This window comes from Burkholderia lata, assembly GCF_902499335.1.
In the GTDB taxonomy this organism is placed as follows: Bacteria; Pseudomonadota; Gammaproteobacteria; order Burkholderiales; family Burkholderiaceae; genus Burkholderia; species Burkholderia lata_B.
On the sequence record NZ_CABVQK010000018.1, the window covers coordinates 25,318 to 43,181 of the forward strand.

Sequence of the window (17,864 nt, forward strand, 5' to 3'; positions counted from 1 at the left end):
TCATGGCAATCGTTAAAGTTAAGCCGACATCGCCGGGTCGCCGCGCGATGGTCAAGGTGGTCAACAAGAACCTGCACCAGGGCAAGCCGTTCGCGGCACTGCTCGACTCGCAGAGCTCGACCGCCGGCCGTAACAACAACGGTCGTATCACCACGCGTCACAAGGGTGGTGGTCACAAGCAACACTATCGTATCGTCGATTTCCGTCGCACGAAGGATGGCATCCCGGCAAAGGTCGAGCGTCTCGAGTACGACCCGAACCGTAGCGCGAACATCGCGCTGGTGCTCTACGCAGACGGCGAACGTCGCTACATCATCGCCCCGAAGGGCCTGACGGTCGGCCAACAGCTGATGTCGGGTTCGGAAGCGCCGATCCGTGCAGGCAACACGCTGCCGATCCGCAACATTCCGGTCGGTACGACGATCCACTGCATCGAGATGCTGCCGGGCAAGGGCGCGCAAATGGCGCGTTCGGCTGGTACGTCGGCCATGCTGCTCGCACGTGAAGGCGTCTACGCGCAGGTTCGTCTGCGTTCGGGCGAAATCCGCCGCGTGCACATCGAGTGCCGTGCAACGATCGGTGAAGTCGGCAACGAAGAGCATAGCCTGCGCCAGATCGGCAAGGCTGGCGCGAACCGCTGGCGCGGTATCCGCCCGACGGTGCGTGGCGTTGCGATGAACCCGGTTGATCACCCGCACGGTGGTGGTGAGGGCAAGACGGCTGCAGGTCGCGATCCGGTTAGCCCGTGGGGTACGCCGGCTAAGGGTTATCGCACCCGTAGCAACAAGCGCACGACGACGATGATCGTCCAGCGCCGTCACAAGCGTTAAGGAGTAGGCAATGGCACGTTCTGTTAAAAAAGGTCCGTTCTGCGACGCCCATTTGCTGAAGAAAGTTGAGGCGGCTGCAGCTTCGCGCGACAAAAAGCCGATCAAGACCTGGTCGCGTCGCTCGACGATTCTGCCGGATTTCATCGGCCTGACGATCGCTGTTCACAACGGCCGTCAACACGTTCCGGTGTACATCTCGGAAAACATGGTCGGCCACAAGCTTGGCGAGTTCGCACTGACCCGTACGTTCAAGGGTCACGCAGCCGACAAGAAGGCCAAGAAATAAGGGGCAATCAAGATGGAAGTGAAAGCAATTCATCGCGGTGCCCGCATCTCGGCGCAGAAAACGCGCCTTGTGGCTGACCAGATCCGCGGTTTGCCGGTCGACAAGGCGCTGAACGTTCTGACGTTCTCGCCGAAGAAAGCGGCTGGCATCGTGAAGAAGGTTGTGCTGTCGGCAATCGCGAATGCGGAGCACAACGAAGGCGCCGATATCGACGAGCTCAAGATCAAGAGCATCTACGTCGACAAGGCTGCATCGCTCAAGCGTTTCACCGCGCGCGCCAAGGGCCGCGGTAACCGCATCGAGAAGCAATCCTGTCACATCACTGTGACGGTCGGGAATTAAGGAGCCATACGATGGGACAGAAAATTCATCCGACTGGCTTCCGCCTGGCTGTCAGCCGCAATTGGGCTTCGCGTTGGTACGCGAACAACAACAATTTCGCGGCGATGCTGCAGGAAGACATCGGTGTTCGTGAATACCTGAAGAAGAAGCTGAAGAACGCTTCGGTCGGTCGGGTCGTCATCGAGCGTCCGGCGAAGAACGCGCGCATCACGATTTACAGCTCGCGTCCGGGTGTGGTCATCGGCAAGAAGGGCGAGGATATCGAGCAGCTGAAGACGGAACTGCAACGCCGCATGGGCGTTCCGGTTCACGTCAACATCGAAGAAATCCGCAAGCCGGAAACCGATGCTCAGCTGATCGCTGACTCGATCACGCAACAGCTCGAGCGCCGGATCATGTTCCGTCGCGCGATGAAGCGTGCGATGCAGAACGCGATGCGTCTGGGTGCCCAGGGCATCAAGATCATGAGCGCGGGCCGTCTGAACGGTATCGAAATCGCTCGTACGGAGTGGTATCGCGAAGGTCGCGTGCCCCTTCACACGCTGCGTGCCGATATCGACTACGCGACCTCGGAAGCGAAGACGACTTACGGGATCATCGGCGTCAAGGTGTGGGTTTACAAGGGCGATACGCTCGGCCGCAACGACGCACCGGTGGTGGAAGAAGTAGCCGAAGACAAGCGTCCGCGTCGCAATGCGCGTCCGGGCGACCGTCGTCCGCGCCGTGACGGCGAAGGCGGCGCTCCGGGTGCTCGTCGTGGCGCACCGCGCCGTGGCGCCGGCAAGCCCGAAGACGGCAAGACTGGAGAATAACGATGCTGCAACCGAAACGCAGAAAGTATCGTAAAGAGCAGAAGGGTCGTAACACCGGCAAGGCGACGCGCGGCAACGCAGTGTCGTTCGGTGAATTCGGCCTGAAGGCTATCGGTCGCGGTCGTTTGACCGCACGCCAGATTGAAGCGGCGCGTCGTGCAATGACGCGTCACATCAAGCGTGGCGGCCGCATCTGGATCCGGATCTTCCCGGACAAGCCGATTTCGCAGAAGCCGGCCGAAGTACGTATGGGTAACGGTAAGGGTAACCCGGAGTACTACGTCGCCGAGATTCAGCCGGGCAAGATGCTCTATGAAATGGACGGCGTAACCGAAGAACTGGCACGCGAAGCGTTCCGTCTGGCTGCAGCCAAGCTGCCGCTGAAGACGGCGTTCATCGTGCGCCAGCTCGGCGCCTAAGGAGAAAATATGAAGGCTTCCGAACTTCTCCAGAAAGACCAGGCCGCGCTCAACAAGGAGCTGGCGGACCTGCTGAAGGCGCAATTCGGCCTGCGCATGCAACTCGCGACCCAGCAGCTCACGAACACGAGCCAGCTGAAGAAGGTTCGTCGCGACATCGCACGTGTGCGGACCGTCATGACTCAGAAGGCGAACCAGAAATGAACGATAGCGTGAAAACCTCGCTGAAGCGGACGCTGGTCGGTCGGGTCGTCAGCAACAAGATGGACAAGACCGTCACCGTGCTGATCGAGCACCGCGTCAAGCACCCGATCTACGGCAAGTATGTCGTGCGCTCGAAGAAGTACCACGCGCATGATGAAGCGAACACCTACAACGAAGGCGATCTCGTCGAAATCCAGGAAACTCGTCCTGTTTCGAAGACGAAGGCCTGGACGGTGTCGCGCCTCGTCGAAGCAGCTCGCGTCATCTAAGCGGGTAGCGCAGTAGGCAGTAACAGGCACTTCTCCGCGAAGTGCTTGAAATCGCAAAGTATTTGCTTGCGTGACCAGGATTATTTGTTATAATCCTGGTCTTCCCTCTTTATGGGAGCCCCGTCGCGGGCGAAGTTGGTGGGGGAAGCGGACTGGCGCCTGCCTGTCCGAAAGATTCACCGAATTGCGATGGCGGGTTTCGTTTGCCGTCGCTGCTGTTCCAACCCAAGCAGCCGATTGGCTGACGGGACCAAGACTGACCGAATGCATCATGGTGGTGCATCCGGATTAAGTTGGGAAAGACAAACCATGATCCAGACCGAATCTCGGCTCGAAGTAGCCGACAACACGGGTGCACGTGAAGTCCTGTGCATCAAGGTGCTCGGCGGCTCGAAGCGTCGTTATGCCGGCATTGGCGACATCATCAAGGTGAGCGTCAAAGAGGCAACGCCGCGCGGGCGCGTGAAGAAAGGCGAAATTTACAACGCCGTGGTGGTCCGCACCGCCAAGGGCGTGCGCCGTCAAGACGGCTCGCTGATCAAGTTCGACGGCAACGCCGCTGTGCTTTTGAATAACAAGCTCGAGCCGATCGGCACCCGTATTTTCGGGCCGGTGACGCGTGAGCTGCGTAGCGAACGATTCATGAAGATCGTTTCGCTGGCGCCGGAAGTGCTGTAAGGAGTCGCGATGAACAAGATTCGCAAAGGTGACGAAGTCATCGTCGTCACTGGCAAGGACAAGGGCAAGCGCGGCGTCGTGCTGGCTGTCGGTGCAGAACATGTGACGGTTGAAGGTGTCAACCTCGTCAAGAAGCATGTGAAGCCGAACCCGATGAAGGGTACGACGGGCGGCGTGGAAGCGAAGACGATGCCCCTGCATATTTCGAACGTCGCACTGGTCGACGCGAATGGCAAGGCGTCGCGTGTTGGCATCAAGGTCGAGGAAGGCAAGAAGGTTCGCTTCCTGAAGACGACCGGTGCTGTACTGAGCGCCTGACGCAGCGGAGTAAAAAATGGCTCGTTTTCAAGAGTTTTACAAAGAAAAGGTTGTGCCCGGCCTGATCGAGAAGTTCGGTTACAAGTCGGTCATGGAAGTGCCGCGCATCACCAAGATCACGCTGAACATGGGTCTTGGCGAAGCGATCGCTGACAAGAAGATCATCGAGAACGCCGTTGGCGACCTCACGAAGATCGCTGGTCAGAAGCCGGTCGTGACGAAGGCACGCAAGGCAATCGCAGGCTTCAAGATCCGCCAGGGTTACCCGATCGGCGCGATGGTGACGCTGCGTGGCCAAGCGATGTACGAATTCCTCGACCGTTTCGTGACGGTTGCGCTGCCCCGCGTGCGTGACTTCCGCGGTGTGTCGGGTCGTGCTTTCGATGGCCGTGGCAACTACAACATCGGTGTGAAAGAGCAGATCATTTTCCCCGAAATCGACTACGACAAGATCGACGCACTGCGTGGGCTGAACATCAGCATCACGACGACTGCGAAGACCGACGACGAAGCAAAGGCTCTGCTCGCCAGCTTCAAGTTCCCGTTCAGAAACTGAGGTTACCGTGGCTAAACTGGCACTGATCGAACGTGAAAAGAAGCGCGCCCGCCTGGTCGCGAAGTTCGCAGCAAAGCGCGATGCGCTGAAGGCGATCGTCGAAGACCAAAGCAAGTCGGAAGAAGAGCGCTACGAAGCACGCCTTGAGCTGCAGCAACTGCCCCGCAACGCAAACCCGACCCGCCAGCGTAACCGCTGCGCGATCACGGGCCGTCCGCGTGGCACGTTCCGTAAATTCGGCCTCGCGCGTAACAAGATTCGTGAAATCGCATTCCGTGGCGAGATTCCTGGCCTGACCAAGGCGAGCTGGTAATAGGAGAAACGTAAATGAGCATGAGTGATCCTATCGCCGATATGCTGACTCGCATCCGCAACGGGCAGATGGTCGAGAAGGTATCGGTGTCGATGCCCTCGTCGAAAGTCAAGGTTGCAATCGCGCAAGTCCTGAAAGACGAAGGCTATATCGACGATTTCGCCGTTAAGGCGGAAGGTGCGAAGTCCGAACTGAATATCGCGCTGAAGTACTACGCTGGCCGTCCGGTCATCGAACGCATCGAACGCGTGTCGAAGCCTGGCCTGCGCGTGTACCGCGGCCGTAACGACATTCCGCAGGTCATGAATGGCCTCGGTGTGGCAATCGTGTCGACGCCGAAGGGCGTGATGACCGACCGCAAGGCGCGCGCTACCGGCGTCGGCGGCGAAGTCATCTGCTACGTCGCTTAAAGCCGAGGAGAGAGAAACATGTCTCGAGTAGGTAAGAGCCCGATCGCGCTGCAAGGCGCGGAAGTCAAGCTGGCCGACGGCGCAATCACCGTCAAGGGCCCGCTGGGCACCATCACGCAAGCGATCAATCCGCTCGTGAACGTGGCGAACAACGACGGCACGCTGAACCTGTCGCCGGTGAACGAAAGCCGCGAAGCAAATGCACTGTCGGGCACGATGCGCGCGATTATCGCGAATGCCGTGCACGGCGTGACCAAGGGTTTCGAGCGCAAGCTGACGCTGGTTGGCGTCGGTTATCGTGCGCAAGCGCAAGGCGACAAGCTGAACCTGTCGCTGGGTTTCTCGCACCCCGTGGTGCACCAGATGCCGGAAGGCGTCAAGGCAGAAACCCCGACGCAAACCGAAATCGTGATCAAGGGGATCAACAAGCAACAAGTCGGTCAAGTGGCTGCGGAAGTCCGCGGTTACCGTCCGCCGGAGCCCTACAAGGGCAAGGGCGTGCGCTATTCCGACGAGGTTGTGATCCTCAAAGAAACGAAGAAGAAGTAAGGGTGCGCAATCATGGATAAGACTCAATCTCGCCTGCGCCGCGCTCGCCAGACGCGTATCAAGATCGCTGAGCTGCAGGTCGCGCGTCTCGCCGTGCATCGCACGAACACGCACATCTACGCTCAAGTGTTCTCGCCCTGCGGCACCAAGGTGCTCGCCAGCGCGTCGACGCTCGAAGCTGAAGTGCGCGCTGAACTGGCCGACAAGTCGGGCAAGGGCGGCAACGTTAATGCCGCGACGCTGATCGGCAAGCGTATTGCCGAGAAGGCAAAGGCTGCCGGCATCGAATCCGTCGCCTTCGACCGCTCGGGCTTCCGCTACCACGGCCGCGTCAAGGCGCTGGCTGAGGCAGCTCGCGAAGCTGGGCTCAAGTTCTAAGGAAGGAATTCGTCATGGCAAAGATGCAAGCGAAAGTTCAGGCTGACGAGCGCGACGACGGCCTTCGTGAAAAGATGATTTCGGTCAATCGCGTGACCAAGGTCGTGAAGGGTGGCCGTATTCTCGGCTTCGCCGCACTGACCGTGGTTGGCGACGGTGATGGCCGCATCGGTATGGGCAAGGGCAAGGCGAAGGAAGTGCCGGTCGCTGTCCAGAAGGCAATGGAACAAGCTCGTCGCAACATGTTCAAGGTGCCGCTCAAGAACGGCACGTTGCAACACGAAGTGCACGGCAAGCATGGCGCATCCGCTGTCCTCCTCGCTCCGGCGAAGGCAGGTACGGGCGTGATCGCCGGCGGCCCGATGCGCGCAGTGTTCGACGTGATGGGCGTTCAGAACGTCGTGGCAAAGAGCCACGGTTCGACGAACCCGTACAACCTCGTTCGCGCCACGCTGGACGGTCTGCGCAAGCAGTCCACCCCGGCAGACATCGCGGCGAAGCGCGGCAAGTCCGTCGAAGAAATTTTGGGCTAAGCCCGGGTGGTCACCATGTCTGAAAAAACTGTCAAGGTTCAGCTCGTTAAGAGCCTGATCGGGACCCGCGAATCGCACCGCGCGACCGTGCGTGGCCTGGGCCTGCGCCGACTCAACTCGGTCAGCGAGCTTCAGGACACGCCGGCGGTCCGCGGCATGATCAACAAGGTCTCGTACCTCGTTAAGGTCATCGCGTAAGCGGCCCTACGGATCAAGGAGTTGATATGGAATTGAATAACCTGAAGCCGGCAGCTGGCGCCAAGCACGCCAAGCGTCGCGTCGGCCGTGGCATCGGTTCGGGCCTCGGCAAGACGGCTGGCCGTGGTCACAAGGGTCAGAAATCGCGTTCGGGCGGCTTCCACAAAGTCGGTTTCGAAGGCGGTCAGATGCCGCTGCAACGTCGTCTGCCGAAGCGCGGCTTCACGTCGCTGACGAAGGAATTCGTCGGTGAAGTGCGCCTGAGCGACCTCGAGAAGCTGCCGGTCGACGAGATCGATCTGCTCGCACTGAAGCAAGCCGGCCTGGTCGGTGAGCTGACGAAGAGCGCAAAGATCATCGCGACGGGCGAACTGAAGCGCAAGATCGTCGTGAAGGGTCTCGGTGCCACCAAGGGTGCGCGCGCTGCGATCGAAGCGGCCGGCGGTTCGTTCGCCGAGTGACACGCGTAGCGCGTCGTCACTTGCATTCATCGGAGAAGGTACTTGGCTAACAGCCCGAGTCTTGCAAAACCCGGTCGAAGCACGGCGAAATTCGGCGATCTGCGTCGGCGAGCGATGTTCCTGCTCCTGGCGCTGATCGTCTATCGCATCGGCGCGCACATTCCCGTGCCGGGCATCGATCCGGATCAACTGGCTAAGCTGTTCCAGAGCCAGGCGGGCGGCATCCTGGGCATGTTCAACATGTTCTCGGGTGGCGCGCTTTCCCGCTTCACGATCTTTGCGCTGGGGATCATGCCGTACATCTCGGCGTCGATCATCATGCAGTTGCTGGCGATCGTATCGCCGCAGCTCGAGGCGCTGAAGAAGGAAGGGCAGGCAGGGCAACGGAAGATCACGCAGTACACGCGGTATTTCACCGTGGTGCTCGCGACCTTCCAGGCGTTCGGTATCGCGGCTGCGCTGGAAAACCAGCCGGGCCTCGTCACCGATCCCGGCATGCTGTTCCGTCTGACGACGGTCGTGACGCTGGTTACCGGCACGATGTTCCTGATGTGGCTCGGCGAGCAGATTACCGAGCGTGGTCTGGGCAACGGTATCTCGATCATCATCTTCGGCGGGATCGCAGCAGGGTTCCCGAATGCCGTCGGTGGGTTGTTCGAGCTGGTGCGTACGGGTTCGATGAGCATCATTTCGGCGATCATCATCGTCGTTCTGATCGCCGCGGTGACTTACCTGGTCGTGTTCATCGAACGCGGTCAGCGCAAGATCCTCGTGAACTACGCGAAGCGCCAGGTCGGCAACAAGATCTACGGTGGGCAGTCGTCGCATCTGCCGCTGAAGCTGAACATGTCGGGTGTGATTCCGCCGATCTTCGCATCGTCGATCATTCTGTTCCCGGCAACGATTCTCGGCTGGTTCAGTACCGGTCAGCCGACGGGAAGCTGGATTTCCAATACGTTGCATAACGTTGCGGAAGCGCTTAAGCCGGGCCAGCCGGTCTATGTGCTGCTGTACACGCTGGCAATCGTGTTTTTCTGCTTCTTCTACACCGCGCTGGTGTTCAACAGCAGGGAAACCGCAGACAACCTGAAGAAAAGCGGCGCGTTTGTTCCGGGCATCCGTCCGGGCGATCAGACCGCACGATATATCGACCGCATCCTCACGCGTCTGACGCTGGCCGGTGCGATCTACATCGTCTTCGTGTGTCTGCTGCCAGAGTTTCTGGTGCTGCGCTGGAACGTGCCGTTTTATTTTGGTGGAACGTCGCTGCTGATCATTGTCGTCGTCACGATGGACTTTATGGCGCAGGTGCAGTCGTACGTTATGTCGCAACAGTATGAGTCACTGCTCAAGAAGGCGAACTTCAAGGGCGGCAACATCCCGATGCGTTAAGGACTATGGCCAAAGACGATGTAATCCAGATGCAGGGTGAGGTGATCGAAAACCTCCCGAATGCGACCTTCCGTGTGAAGCTGGAAAACGGCCATGTCGTGTTGGGGCATATTTCCGGAAAGATGCGGATGCACTACATCCGCATCCTACCCGGCGACAAGGTGACGGTTGAATTGACGCCTTACGATCTGTCTCGTGCGCGGATCGTGTTCCGGGCGAAGTGATTTGAAAAAAGGGTATTATCATGAAAGTGATGGCATCGGTTAAGCGCATTTGCCGCAATTGCAAGATCATCAAGCGCAAAGGCGTCGTTCGCGTGATCTGCAGCTCGGATCCGCGCCACAAGCAGCGCCAAGGCTGACCGCGCGTTTGTTTGCGCTTTTTGTTTGAGGAAAAACAATGGCTCGTATCGCAGGGGTTAACATCCCGAATCACCAGCACACCGAGATCGGCCTGACGGCAATCTTTGGTGTCGGCCGCACCCGTTCGCGCAGCATCTGCGTGGCAGCTGGCGTCGATTTTTCGAAGAAGGTCAAGGACTTGACCGACGCAGACTTGGAAAAGCTGCGTGAAGAAGTGGGCAAGTTTGTCGTCGAAGGCGATCTGCGCCGCGAAGTGACGATGAACATCAAGCGCCTGATGGACCTCGGTTGCTACCGTGGTGTTCGTCATCGCAAGGGCCTGCCGATGCGCGGTCAGCGTACGCGTACGAACGCACGTACTCGCAAGGGTCCGCGTCGTGCAGCGCAAGCGCTGAAGAAGTAAGCGGAACTGACAGTTACAGGAAAACGTAATGGCTAAGGCTTCGAACACCGCGGCGCAACGCGTTCGCAAGAAGGTTAAGAAGAACGTCGCTGAAGGCGTGGTTCACGTTCACGCGTCGTTCAACAACACGATCATCACGATCACCGATCGCCAAGGCAACGCACTGGCATGGGCGACGTCGGGCGGTCAGGGCTTCAAGGGCTCGCGCAAATCGACGCCGTTCGCTGCCCAGGTCGCAGCCGAGTCGGCTGGCCGCGTCGCGATGGAATACGGCGTGAAGAATCTGGAAGTGCGGATCAAGGGCCCGGGCCCGGGTCGTGAGTCGGCAGTGCGCGCACTGCACGGCCTCGGCATCAAGATCACCGCGATTTCGGACGTCACCCCGATTCCGCACAACGGCTGCCGTCCGCCGAAGCGTCGTCGTATCTAAAGGTGTGCTGGCACGTTCGTGCTAGCACATTGCCTGTCGCCGCGTAGCGTCGACGGGCGTTGCTTTTTTGATTGACTAAGCCCACCGTTCGCCCCAAAGGGCGCGAACTAGCGCGGATTCAGATCTGCGTGACTGATTGATAGAGGAATGCAAAGTGGCACGTTATATCGGCCCCAAGGCCAAGCTGTCCCGCCGTGAAGGCACCGACCTGTTCCTGAAGAGCGCACGCCGCTCGCTCGCCGACAAGTGCAAGCTCGACAGCAAGCCGGGTCAGCACGGCCGTACCTCGGGCGCACGTACGTCCGACTACGGTACGCAGCTGCGCGAAAAGCAGAAGGTCAAGCGTATCTACGGCGTGCTGGAGCGTCAGTTCCGCCGCTACTTCGCTGAAGCCGACCGCCGCAAGGGCAACACGGGTGAAAACCTGCTGCAACTGCTCGAGTCGCGCCTCGACAACGTCGTGTATCGCATGGGCTTCGGCTCGACCCGCGCTGAAGCGCGTCAGCTGGTGAGCCACAAGTCGATCACGGTGAACGGCGTCGTCGCGAACGTCCCGTCGCAGCAAGTGAAGGCAGGTGACATCGTCGCGATCCGCGAAAAGGCGAAGAAGCAGGCGCGTATCGTTGAAGCGCTGTCGCTGGCCGAGCAAGGCGGCATGCCGAGCTGGGTTGCAGTCGATGCGAAGAAGTTCGAAGGCACGTTCAAGCAAATGCCGGAACGCGTTGACATCGCAGGCGACATCAACGAAAGCCTGATCGTCGAATTGTATTCGCGTTAATCCGATTGACGGCCGAGGTACCCCGATTGCGTTGCGCAAGGAGGGGCCTCGGCTGTTTATTTTCTGGTTGTTACCGGTCAGCCTTATCGGTGTAACGAGCCGAGGGTATTGAAAAGGAAAGCCCATGCAAACCAGTTTGCTGAAACCCAAGATCATCGCCGTGGAATCGCTGGGCGAGAACCACGCGAGGGTGGTCATGGAACCGTTCGAACGCGGTTACGGCCATACCTTGGGCAATGCGCTGCGTCGCGTGCTGCTGTCGTCGATGGTTGGCTACGCGCCGACCGAAGTGACGATCGCGGGCGTGGTGCACGAGTACTCGACGCTGGATGGCGTGCAGGAAGACGTCGTCAACCTGCTGCTGAACCTGAAGGGCGTGGTGTTCAAGCTGCATAACCGTGACGAAGTGACGGTTACGCTGCGCAAGGAAGGTGAAGGCGTTGTCACGGCCGGCGATATCGAGCTGGCTCACGACTGCGAAGTCATCAACCCGAATCACGTGATTGCGCACCTGTCGAAGGGCGGCAAGCTCGACGTTCAGATCAAGATCGAAAAGGGTCGCGGCTATGTGCCCGGCAACGTCCGTCGCTACGGCGAAGACACGGCCAAGATCATCGGCCGCATCGTCCTCGACGCATCGTTCTCGCCGGTTCGCCGCGTGAGCTACGCTGTCGAAAGCGCACGTGTCGAGCAGCGTACCGACCTCGACAAGCTCGTGATGAACATCGAGACGAGCGGTGTGATCACGCCGGAAGAAGCGATCCGTCAATCGGCCCGCATCCTGGTTGACCAGCTGTCCGTGTTCGCGGCGCTGGAAGGCACGGAAACGGCAGCCGAAGCGCCGTCGCGTGCACCGCAGATCGATCCGATCCTGCTGCGTCCGGTGGACGATCTCGAGCTGACGGTCCGTTCGGCGAACTGCCTGAAGGCCGAGAACATCTACTACATCGGCGACCTGATCCAGCGCACGGAAAACGAGCTGCTGAAGACGCCGAACCTCGGTCGCAAGTCGCTCAACGAGATCAAGGAAGTGCTCGCTTCGCGCGGTCTCACGCTGGGCATGAAGCTCGAAAACTGGCCGCCGGCTGGTCTCGACAAGTAAGCCTGGTTGAAGCTGTAGTTGGCAAAGATGCGGATTTTCCTTTAAAATCCGCATCTTGCTTTTTTTCGTTACCGGCCCGTGCACCCATCGAGGTGCGATAGAAGAGCTGGATCAAAACTTTGAATCAAGGAAACTGAAATGCGCCATCGTCATGGTCTGCGGAAACTGAACCGCACGAGCAGCCACCGTCTGGCTATGCTCCGTAACATGTCCAACTCGCTGATCGAGCACGAAGTCATCAAGACGACGCTGCCGAAGGCGAAGGAACTCCGTAAAGTCGTCGAGCCGCTGATCACGCTCGGCAAGAAGCCGTCGCTGGCAAACCGTCGCCTGGCGTTCAACCGCCTGCGCGATCGTGACTCGGTGGCGAAGCTGTTCGACGTGCTCGGTCCGCGTTTCGCGAACCGTCCGGGCGGCTACCTGCGCGTGCTGAAGTTCGGCTTCCGCGTGGGCGACAACGCACCGATGGCACTGGTCGAGCTGCTCGATCGTCCGGAAGTCGACGAAACGGAAAACGTGCAAGAAGCTGAATAAGCTTCCGGTACGCAGCAGTATCTGAAAGGGGCCGAGCAATTGCTTGGCCCTTTTTGTTTTTCAGGCGCCGGCTGCGATCGATTGTCGCAGGGCGGTGTCGGCAGCGTTGTGCGGGGTGCGCTACGATACGGGGCAGCCGGCGCGCTCCCCAGGTGGGCAATCCGCGTCGGCAGGAGCCGATAGACCAGCCAGGAGGGCGCGGATGATAGTGGTGCTGATGCTGACGACGGTGCCCGACGCCGAGACCGCCAACGCGCTTTCAGACGGTGCGCTCGATGCGCGGCTTGCCGCGTGCGTGTCGGAGCTCGGTGCGATCAAGTCGCGCTACCACTGGCAGGGCAAGGTCGAAACGGCCGACGAGATCCAGTTGCTGTTCAAGACGAGCCCCGTGCGGGCGCTCGAACTGGAGCGATTTATTGTCGCGCATCATCCTTACGAGACGCCCGAAATCGTCTCGTGGCAGACGACGGCATCGGCCGCGTACGGTCAGTGGGTGACCAGCGAAACTCAACGTCTATTTCATGTTTAACGGTATGGCGCTTCCCGTGCGCGTGCGCGCGCTGCGGTTCCTCGCAGTCCTGTTGTCGTTCATGCTCGTGCTGGGCGGCCTGTCGGTCGCGCGCGCGGCCGACGATTTCCTCGATCCGTCGGTTGCGTTCAAGTTCAGCGCGAGCGAATCGCCGGGACAGGTGGACGTCCGCTTCAAGGTCGCCAACGGCTATTACCTGTACCGCGAGCGGTTCGCATTCGCGGTGAAGAACGGGCAGGCGGCGCTCGGCGATCCGCAATTCCCGGCCGGCCACGTGAAGTTCGACCAGACGTTCCAGAAGGACGTCGAGACCTACCGTGACGAAGTCGTCGTGCACGTGCCCGTCAAGCAGGCGTCGGGCCCGTTCGAGCTCGCGGTGACGTCGCAGGGGTGCGCGGACGAGGGCATCTGCTATCCGCCGGCCGAGCACGTCGTGAAGGTTGACGGCGCCGCGCTGGGCGCCGCCTCGTCGTCCGGCGATACGGCTGCCGCGGGCAGCTGGTTCGACAAGGTCACGAGCGCCGATTTCGCGCAGTCGCTGCTCGAAGGGCACGGTTTCTTCACGATCGTCGCACTGTATTTCGTCGCGGGCGTCGTGCTGAGCCTGCTGCCGTGTTCGTACCCGATGATCCCGATCGTGTCGGCGATCATCATCGGCCAGGGCACGCGTGCGACGCATGCGCGCGGCTTTGCGCTGTCGCTGACCTATGTGGTCGGCATGGCGCTGGTTTATACGGTGCTCGGCATCGCCGCGGCGCTGGTCGGCCAGAGCCTCGGCGCGTGGCTGCAGAACCCTTGGGTGCTCGGCGCGTTCGGCGTGCTGCTGACCGCGTTTGCCGTGTCGCTGATCTCGGGCCAGGACATCGCGCTGCCCGCACGCTGGCAAAGCGGTGCAGCCGACGCATCGAGCGCGCGCCAGGGCGGCCATTTCGTCGCGGTCGCGGCGATGGGTGCGCTGTCCGCGCTGGTCGTCGGCGCATGCATGACGGCGCCGTTGTTCGCGGTGCTCGCCTTCATCGCACACACGGGCAATGCACTGCTCGGCGGTGCCGCGCTGTTCGCGATGGGGCTCGGGCTTGGCGTGCCCCTGCTGGTCGTCGGCGTCGGTGCCGGGACGGTGCTGCCGCGCGCCGGTGCATGGATGGACGGCGTGAAGGTGTTCTTCGGCATCGTGCTGCTCGCGGCCGCGCTGTGGATCGTGTGGCCGGTGCTTGCCGGTAGCCTGAAGATGGTGCTCGCGGCGTTGTGGCTGCTGATCGCGGCCGCGGCGCTCGGCCTGTTCACGCCGAATGCCGACGCTGCGTCTATCTGGCGTCGCCTCGGTCGTGGTGTCGGCGCCGCGCTCGCGATCTGGGCGGCCACGCTGCTCGTCGGCCTGGCCGCGGGATCGACCGATCCGGTCAGGCCGTTGGCGGTGCTTGCGGCACGCACGGTTGCGTCAGGCGGCGCTGCGACGGCAGGCGCGGCCGCTGCGCAGGACGGGCCCGCGTTCGCATCGGTGCGCTCGAGTGGTGAGCTCGACACGCTGCTCAAGACGGCAGGCCAGCCCGTGATGCTCGACTTCTACGCCGACTGGTGCGTGAGCTGCAAGGAGATGGAGCATCTGACGTTTACCGACGCGCGTGTGCAGGCGCGGCTCGCGCAGCTTCACCTCGTGCGCGCGGACGTCACCGCGAACAACCCGGACGATCAGGCGCTGCTGAAGCGTTTCAACCTGTTCGGGCCGCCGGGCATCATCTTCTTCGATCGCAACGGCAACGAGATCGGGCGCGTGGTTGGCTATCAGGCCGCCGAGACGTTCCTGCGCAGCCTCGACCGGGCTGCGGTCCCGACGGTATGACCATGCCCGTCGGGTGCTTGCCGGTGGCGAACCGGCGCGCTTGCGCGGCATGAGGTGACGATCGACAGGGGCAGGCGGCCACGATCGACGGCAAACAAAAAACGGCGGGACACCGAAGTGTCCCGCCGTTTTTCTTTCCGCCTGCAGGCGGGCAATCAGCGTTGCGCTTTCAGCAGACGTGCGGCGTCGAGTGCGAAGTACGTCAGCACGCCGTCGGCGCCCGCCCGCTTGAACGCGAGCAGCGATTCGAGCACGACCTTGTCGTGGTCGAGCCAGCCGTTCATCGCGGCGGCCTTCAGCATCGCGTATTCACCGCTTACCTGGTACACGTAGGTCGGGAAGCGGAACTCGTCCTTCACGCGGCGCACGATGTCGAGGTACGGCATGCCGGGCTTGACCATCACCATGTCGGCGCCTTCGTCGATGTCCAGGCGCACTTCGCGCAGCGCTTCGTCGCTGTTCGCTGGATCCATCTGGTAGGTCATCTTGTTGCCCTTGCCCAGATTCGATGCCGAACCGACCGCGTCGCGGAACGGGCCGTAGAACGCCGATGCGAACTTGGCCGAATAGGCCATGATCCGCGTGTGGATATGGCCGTCGCTTTCCAGCATTTCGCGGATGGCGCCGATGCGGCCGTCCATCATGTCCGACGGCGCGACGATGTCGACGCCGGCTTCTGCCTGCACACGCGCCTGATCGATCAGGATCTCGATCGTGTCGTCGTTGATCACGTAGCCGTTCTCGTCGAGCACGCCGTCCTGGCCGTGGCTCGTGTACGGATCGAGCGCGACGTCGGTCAGCACGCCGAGCTCGGGGAAGCGCTTCTTCAGCTCGCGCACCGCGCGCGGGATCAGGCCTTCCGGATTGGCCGCCTCGCGGCCGTCAGGCGTCTTCACCGACGGGTCGATGGCCGGGAACAGCGACAGCACGGGCACGCCGAGTTCGACGCACTGCTCGGCGACGTGCATCAGCAGATCGACGGACACGCGTTCGACGCCCGGCATCGACGGCACCGGCTGTCGTTCGTTGGTGCCTTCGACGACGAACACCGGATAGATCAGGTCGTCGGTGGTCAGGCGGTTTTCGCGCATCAGGCGCCGGGAGAAGTCGTCGCGGCGCATCCGGCGCGGACGATGAAGCGGATGGAAGCTCATGGCGATTGGGTAGAAATCAGGGCAGTAAGACCTTACGGAACCCTTAGGTCATTTTCGGGAGCGTTGGTATATGATAGCGATCGAGCGGCACGCGTCGCGTGCAGCTCCCCGCTTCTCCTCCCTGAGCGGGTGCCTGTCGTTTTTCGATTAGGCTGTTTGACCCGCCGTTCAACGGCGGGTTTTTTTATGAGCCGGCCGAATCCGCAGGCGCCGTCAGGTGCGCGCCGCCGTTCCCGGCCGCGCGTTGCCCGATCATTGTGCTACAGGCGCGCTTTCTTCGTCGGCGACGGACGGCCGCAGCCAGCTCTCGATCAGCTCGTGCGCCTCGTCGAGCCCCGTGCGCTTCATGGCCGAAAACAGCTGGACCGTCAGCTTGCCCTGGACGCCCTGGTCACGATACGCATCGAGCCCCTTTTGCGTGGTCCGCAGCGCGTTGATGCTTTCCTGCCGCGTCAATTTGTCGCACTTCGTCAGCAGCGTGTGGATCGGCTTGCCGGTCGGCACGAACCACTCGATCATGCGGCGATCGAGATCGGTCAGCGGACGGCGCGAATCCATCATCAGGATCAGGCCGCAAAGCTGCGAGCGGGTCGCGAGGTAGGACGACAGCAGCATTTCCCAGTGCGCCTTGGCGGCACCGGGCACTTCCGCGTAGCCGTAGCCGGGCAGGTCGACGAGATTCGCGACGGGCTCGGCGGCCGGGCCGACGGAGAAGTAGTTGATATGCTGCGTGCGGCCGGGCGTCTTCGACGCGAAGGCGAGCCGCTTCTGGTTGCACAGCACGTTGATCGCCGTCGACTTGCCGGCATTCGAGCGGCCCGCGAACGCGATTTCCGGCTGGACCGTCGGCGGCAGGTCGCGCAGATGGTTGACGGTCGTGTAGAAGCGGGCTTGATGGAGCAGAAAGGCCATGGGAACCGGAAGGACGGGCGGCGCGAGCCGCTTGGTGGAGGCGGGGTAGCCCCGATAGGCGCGGGAGCTTTCAACACGATATTGTACAATACGGCGGTTTTGCCGAAGGCTACCGGGCGCCTGCCTCGCGCTTTTATGTAGCTTCTGCGGTAGACTGAACGCCGTCGTTTTTTGCAGAACCTCAAATTCCCACAAGACGAAACAGGGTGTGCGAATGAATCGACTGTGCAAGTCTCTGATGGTGCTTCAGGTTGCAGCAGGGTTCGTAGGTTTCGTAGCGGAGGCAAACGCGGCGGATGCGGCAAAGCCGGATCTCGACCGTGGCAAGGCAATTGCCGGGCAGGTATGCGCGTCGTGTCACGGCGCCGACGGCAATAGCGCGTCGGGCAGTTTCCCGAAGCTTGCCGGCCAGCATCCCGAATATCTGGTCAAGCAGTTGAACGACTTCAAGGCGCAGCCGGGCGCGAAGGGGCCGGTGCGGAACAACGCGGTGATGGTCGGATTCGCGAGCGCACTGAGCGCGGACGACATGCGCAACGTCGCCGCGTACTACGGAGCGCAGACGACGAAGCTCGGCACCGCACGCGATGCGGCGACCGTGCCGATCGGCCAGAAGATCTATCGCGGCGGCATCGCGGAGAAAGGCGTACCCGCCTGCGCGAGCTGCCACGGGCCGACCGGGCAGGGGCTTCCGGTTCAGTACCCGCGTCTGTCGGGGCAATGGGCCGATTACACGGTCGCGCAGTTGACCGCGTTCCAGCAGGGTGCCGGCGCGCGCAACAACAACGAGGCGATGCATCAGATCGCGACGCGGTTGTCGGACAACGAGATCAAGGCCGTCGCGGATTACATCGCGGGCCTGCGTTGAGCGG

General features: G+C 61.4%; 30 protein-coding genes. 28 read left to right on the plus strand and 2 right to left on the minus strand.

Features of this window, described 5'->3' with window-relative positions; all coding sequences use genetic code 11:
- The first annotated feature begins 2 nt into the window (after positions 1-2).
- The 27 genes from rplB (at position 3) to dsbD (ending at position 14,926) form a co-directional block, all read left to right on the plus strand.
- Positions 3-830, plus strand: coding sequence for a 50S ribosomal protein L2 (gene rplB / locus BCO18175_RS34115; protein ID WP_006482900.1), 828 nt, complete (start codon positions 3-5; stop codon positions 828-830).
- A 10-nt stretch (positions 831-840) separates the two neighbouring features.
- A complete protein-coding gene (gene rpsS / locus BCO18175_RS34120; RefSeq protein ID WP_004199273.1) occupies positions 841-1,116 on the plus strand; it encodes a 30S ribosomal protein S19 in 276 nt (91 codons plus the stop codon).
- A 12-nt stretch (positions 1,117-1,128) separates the two neighbouring features.
- Positions 1,129-1,458, plus strand: a complete 330-nt coding sequence (gene rplV / locus BCO18175_RS34125) for a 50S ribosomal protein L22 (RefSeq protein WP_004199272.1) — start codon at positions 1,129-1,131, stop codon at positions 1,456-1,458.
- 11 nt (positions 1,459-1,469) lie between these two features.
- Complete coding sequence (gene rpsC / locus BCO18175_RS34130; protein ID WP_006482899.1) at positions 1,470-2,270, plus strand: 30S ribosomal protein S3; 801 nt, start codon at positions 1,470-1,472, stop codon at positions 2,268-2,270.
- Between the two features lie 2 nt (positions 2,271-2,272).
- Positions 2,273-2,689, plus strand: a complete 417-nt coding sequence (rplP, locus tag BCO18175_RS34135; RefSeq protein ID WP_006482873.1) for a 50S ribosomal protein L16 — start codon at positions 2,273-2,275, stop codon at positions 2,687-2,689.
- Positions 2,690-2,698: 9 nt separating this feature from the next.
- Positions 2,699-2,893 carry a 50S ribosomal protein L29 gene (gene rpmC, locus BCO18175_RS34140; protein WP_006400652.1) on the plus strand — a complete coding sequence of 65 codons (195 nt, stop codon included), beginning with the start codon at positions 2,699-2,701 and terminating at the stop codon, positions 2,891-2,893.
- A complete protein-coding gene (rpsQ, locus tag BCO18175_RS34145) occupies positions 2,890-3,162 on the plus strand; it encodes a 30S ribosomal protein S17 (protein ID WP_006477189.1) in 273 nt (90 codons plus the stop codon). Before rpmC ends, rpsQ begins: the two co-directional genes overlap by 4 nt.
- A 309-nt stretch (positions 3,163-3,471) precedes the next feature.
- Entirely contained in the window at positions 3,472-3,840 is a 369-nt protein-coding gene (gene rplN / locus BCO18175_RS34150) for a 50S ribosomal protein L14 (protein ID WP_006482918.1), read from the plus strand.
- A gap of 9 nt (positions 3,841-3,849) precedes the next feature.
- Positions 3,850-4,158 carry a 50S ribosomal protein L24 gene (rplX, locus tag BCO18175_RS34155; RefSeq protein WP_174987416.1) on the plus strand — a complete coding sequence of 103 codons (309 nt, stop codon included), beginning with the start codon at positions 3,850-3,852 and terminating at the stop codon, positions 4,156-4,158.
- 16 nt (positions 4,159-4,174) lie between these two features.
- A complete protein-coding gene (rplE, locus tag BCO18175_RS34160) occupies positions 4,175-4,714 on the plus strand; it encodes a 50S ribosomal protein L5 (RefSeq protein ID WP_006477186.1) in 540 nt (179 codons plus the stop codon).
- Between the two features lie 7 nt (positions 4,715-4,721).
- Positions 4,722-5,027 carry a 30S ribosomal protein S14 gene (gene rpsN, locus BCO18175_RS34165; protein ID WP_011350676.1) on the plus strand — a complete coding sequence of 102 codons (306 nt, stop codon included), beginning with the start codon at positions 4,722-4,724 and terminating at the stop codon, positions 5,025-5,027.
- 14 nt (positions 5,028-5,041) lie between these two features.
- On the plus strand, positions 5,042-5,437 hold the full coding sequence (rpsH, locus tag BCO18175_RS34170; protein ID WP_011350677.1) for a 30S ribosomal protein S8: 396 nt from the start codon (positions 5,042-5,044) through the stop codon (positions 5,435-5,437).
- 18 nt (positions 5,438-5,455) lie between these two features.
- Positions 5,456-5,986: a 50S ribosomal protein L6 gene (rplF, locus tag BCO18175_RS34175; RefSeq protein ID WP_085042828.1), complete on the plus strand. Its 531-nt coding sequence runs from the start codon at positions 5,456-5,458 to the stop codon at positions 5,984-5,986.
- Positions 5,987-5,998: 12 nt separating this feature from the next.
- The gene (rplR, locus tag BCO18175_RS34180) at positions 5,999-6,364 is read left to right on the plus strand and encodes a 50S ribosomal protein L18 (protein WP_006477183.1); all 366 of its coding nucleotides are present in this window, start codon (positions 5,999-6,001) and stop codon (positions 6,362-6,364) included.
- Between the two features lie 14 nt (positions 6,365-6,378).
- Entirely contained in the window at positions 6,379-6,897 is a 519-nt protein-coding gene (gene rpsE / locus BCO18175_RS34185; RefSeq protein ID WP_006482895.1) for a 30S ribosomal protein S5, read from the plus strand.
- 15 nt (positions 6,898-6,912) lie between these two features.
- Entirely contained in the window at positions 6,913-7,095 is a 183-nt protein-coding gene (gene rpmD, locus BCO18175_RS34190; protein ID WP_006400644.1) for a 50S ribosomal protein L30, read from the plus strand.
- Positions 7,096-7,121: 26 nt separating this feature from the next.
- Positions 7,122-7,556, plus strand: coding sequence for a 50S ribosomal protein L15 (gene rplO, locus BCO18175_RS34195; protein ID WP_006477180.1), 435 nt, complete (start codon positions 7,122-7,124; stop codon positions 7,554-7,556).
- Between the two features lie 42 nt (positions 7,557-7,598).
- Complete coding sequence (secY, locus tag BCO18175_RS34200; RefSeq protein WP_006482915.1) at positions 7,599-8,948, plus strand: preprotein translocase subunit SecY; 1,350 nt, start codon at positions 7,599-7,601, stop codon at positions 8,946-8,948.
- Positions 8,949-8,953: 5 nt separating this feature from the next.
- On the plus strand, positions 8,954-9,172 hold the full coding sequence (infA, locus tag BCO18175_RS34205) for a translation initiation factor IF-1 (protein WP_004521905.1): 219 nt from the start codon (positions 8,954-8,956) through the stop codon (positions 9,170-9,172).
- Positions 9,173-9,192: 20 nt separating this feature from the next.
- Positions 9,193-9,309 carry a 50S ribosomal protein L36 gene (gene rpmJ, locus BCO18175_RS34210; RefSeq protein ID WP_004199844.1) on the plus strand — a complete coding sequence of 39 codons (117 nt, stop codon included), beginning with the start codon at positions 9,193-9,195 and terminating at the stop codon, positions 9,307-9,309.
- Between the two features lie 38 nt (positions 9,310-9,347).
- Complete coding sequence (gene rpsM, locus BCO18175_RS34215; protein WP_006477178.1) at positions 9,348-9,713, plus strand: 30S ribosomal protein S13; 366 nt, start codon at positions 9,348-9,350, stop codon at positions 9,711-9,713.
- 28 nt (positions 9,714-9,741) lie between these two features.
- Positions 9,742-10,143, plus strand: a complete 402-nt coding sequence (gene rpsK / locus BCO18175_RS34220; protein ID WP_004197937.1) for a 30S ribosomal protein S11 — start codon at positions 9,742-9,744, stop codon at positions 10,141-10,143.
- 154 nt (positions 10,144-10,297) lie between these two features.
- Positions 10,298-10,921 (plus strand): 30S ribosomal protein S4, encoded by a 624-nt coding sequence (gene rpsD, locus BCO18175_RS34225; protein WP_174987424.1) that lies wholly within the window; start codon positions 10,298-10,300, stop codon positions 10,919-10,921.
- 124 nt (positions 10,922-11,045) lie between these two features.
- Positions 11,046-12,023, plus strand: a complete 978-nt coding sequence (locus BCO18175_RS34230; RefSeq protein WP_006477176.1) for a DNA-directed RNA polymerase subunit alpha — start codon at positions 11,046-11,048, stop codon at positions 12,021-12,023.
- Positions 12,024-12,161: 138 nt separating this feature from the next.
- Positions 12,162-12,557, plus strand: a complete 396-nt coding sequence (rplQ, locus tag BCO18175_RS34235) for a 50S ribosomal protein L17 (protein ID WP_006477175.1) — start codon at positions 12,162-12,164, stop codon at positions 12,555-12,557.
- A 202-nt stretch (positions 12,558-12,759) separates the two neighbouring features.
- Positions 12,760-13,086, plus strand: a complete 327-nt coding sequence (cutA, locus tag BCO18175_RS34240; RefSeq protein WP_174987426.1) for a divalent-cation tolerance protein CutA — start codon at positions 12,760-12,762, stop codon at positions 13,084-13,086.
- Positions 13,079-14,926: a protein-disulfide reductase DsbD gene (gene dsbD, locus BCO18175_RS34245; protein WP_174987428.1), complete on the plus strand. Its 1,848-nt coding sequence runs from the start codon at positions 13,079-13,081 to the stop codon at positions 14,924-14,926. Before cutA ends, dsbD begins: the two co-directional genes overlap by 8 nt.
- A 155-nt stretch (positions 14,927-15,081) precedes the next feature.
- Here the strand turns inward: dsbD and hemB are convergent, their stop codons facing one another.
- Entirely contained in the window at positions 15,082-16,080 is a 999-nt protein-coding gene (hemB, locus tag BCO18175_RS34250; RefSeq protein ID WP_174987430.1) for a porphobilinogen synthase, read from the minus strand.
- Between the two features lie 252 nt (positions 16,081-16,332).
- The gene (yihA, locus tag BCO18175_RS34255) at positions 16,333-16,992 is read right to left on the minus strand and encodes a ribosome biogenesis GTP-binding protein YihA/YsxC (RefSeq protein ID WP_174919063.1); all 660 of its coding nucleotides are present in this window, start codon (positions 16,990-16,992) and stop codon (positions 16,333-16,335) included.
- Between the two features lie 214 nt (positions 16,993-17,206).
- On the opposite strand from yihA, the gene BCO18175_RS34260 reads away from it, so the two are divergent.
- The gene (locus BCO18175_RS34260) at positions 17,207-17,860 is read left to right on the plus strand and encodes a c-type cytochrome (protein ID WP_174987623.1); all 654 of its coding nucleotides are present in this window, start codon (positions 17,207-17,209) and stop codon (positions 17,858-17,860) included.
- Positions 17,861-17,864: the final 4 nt, after the last annotated feature.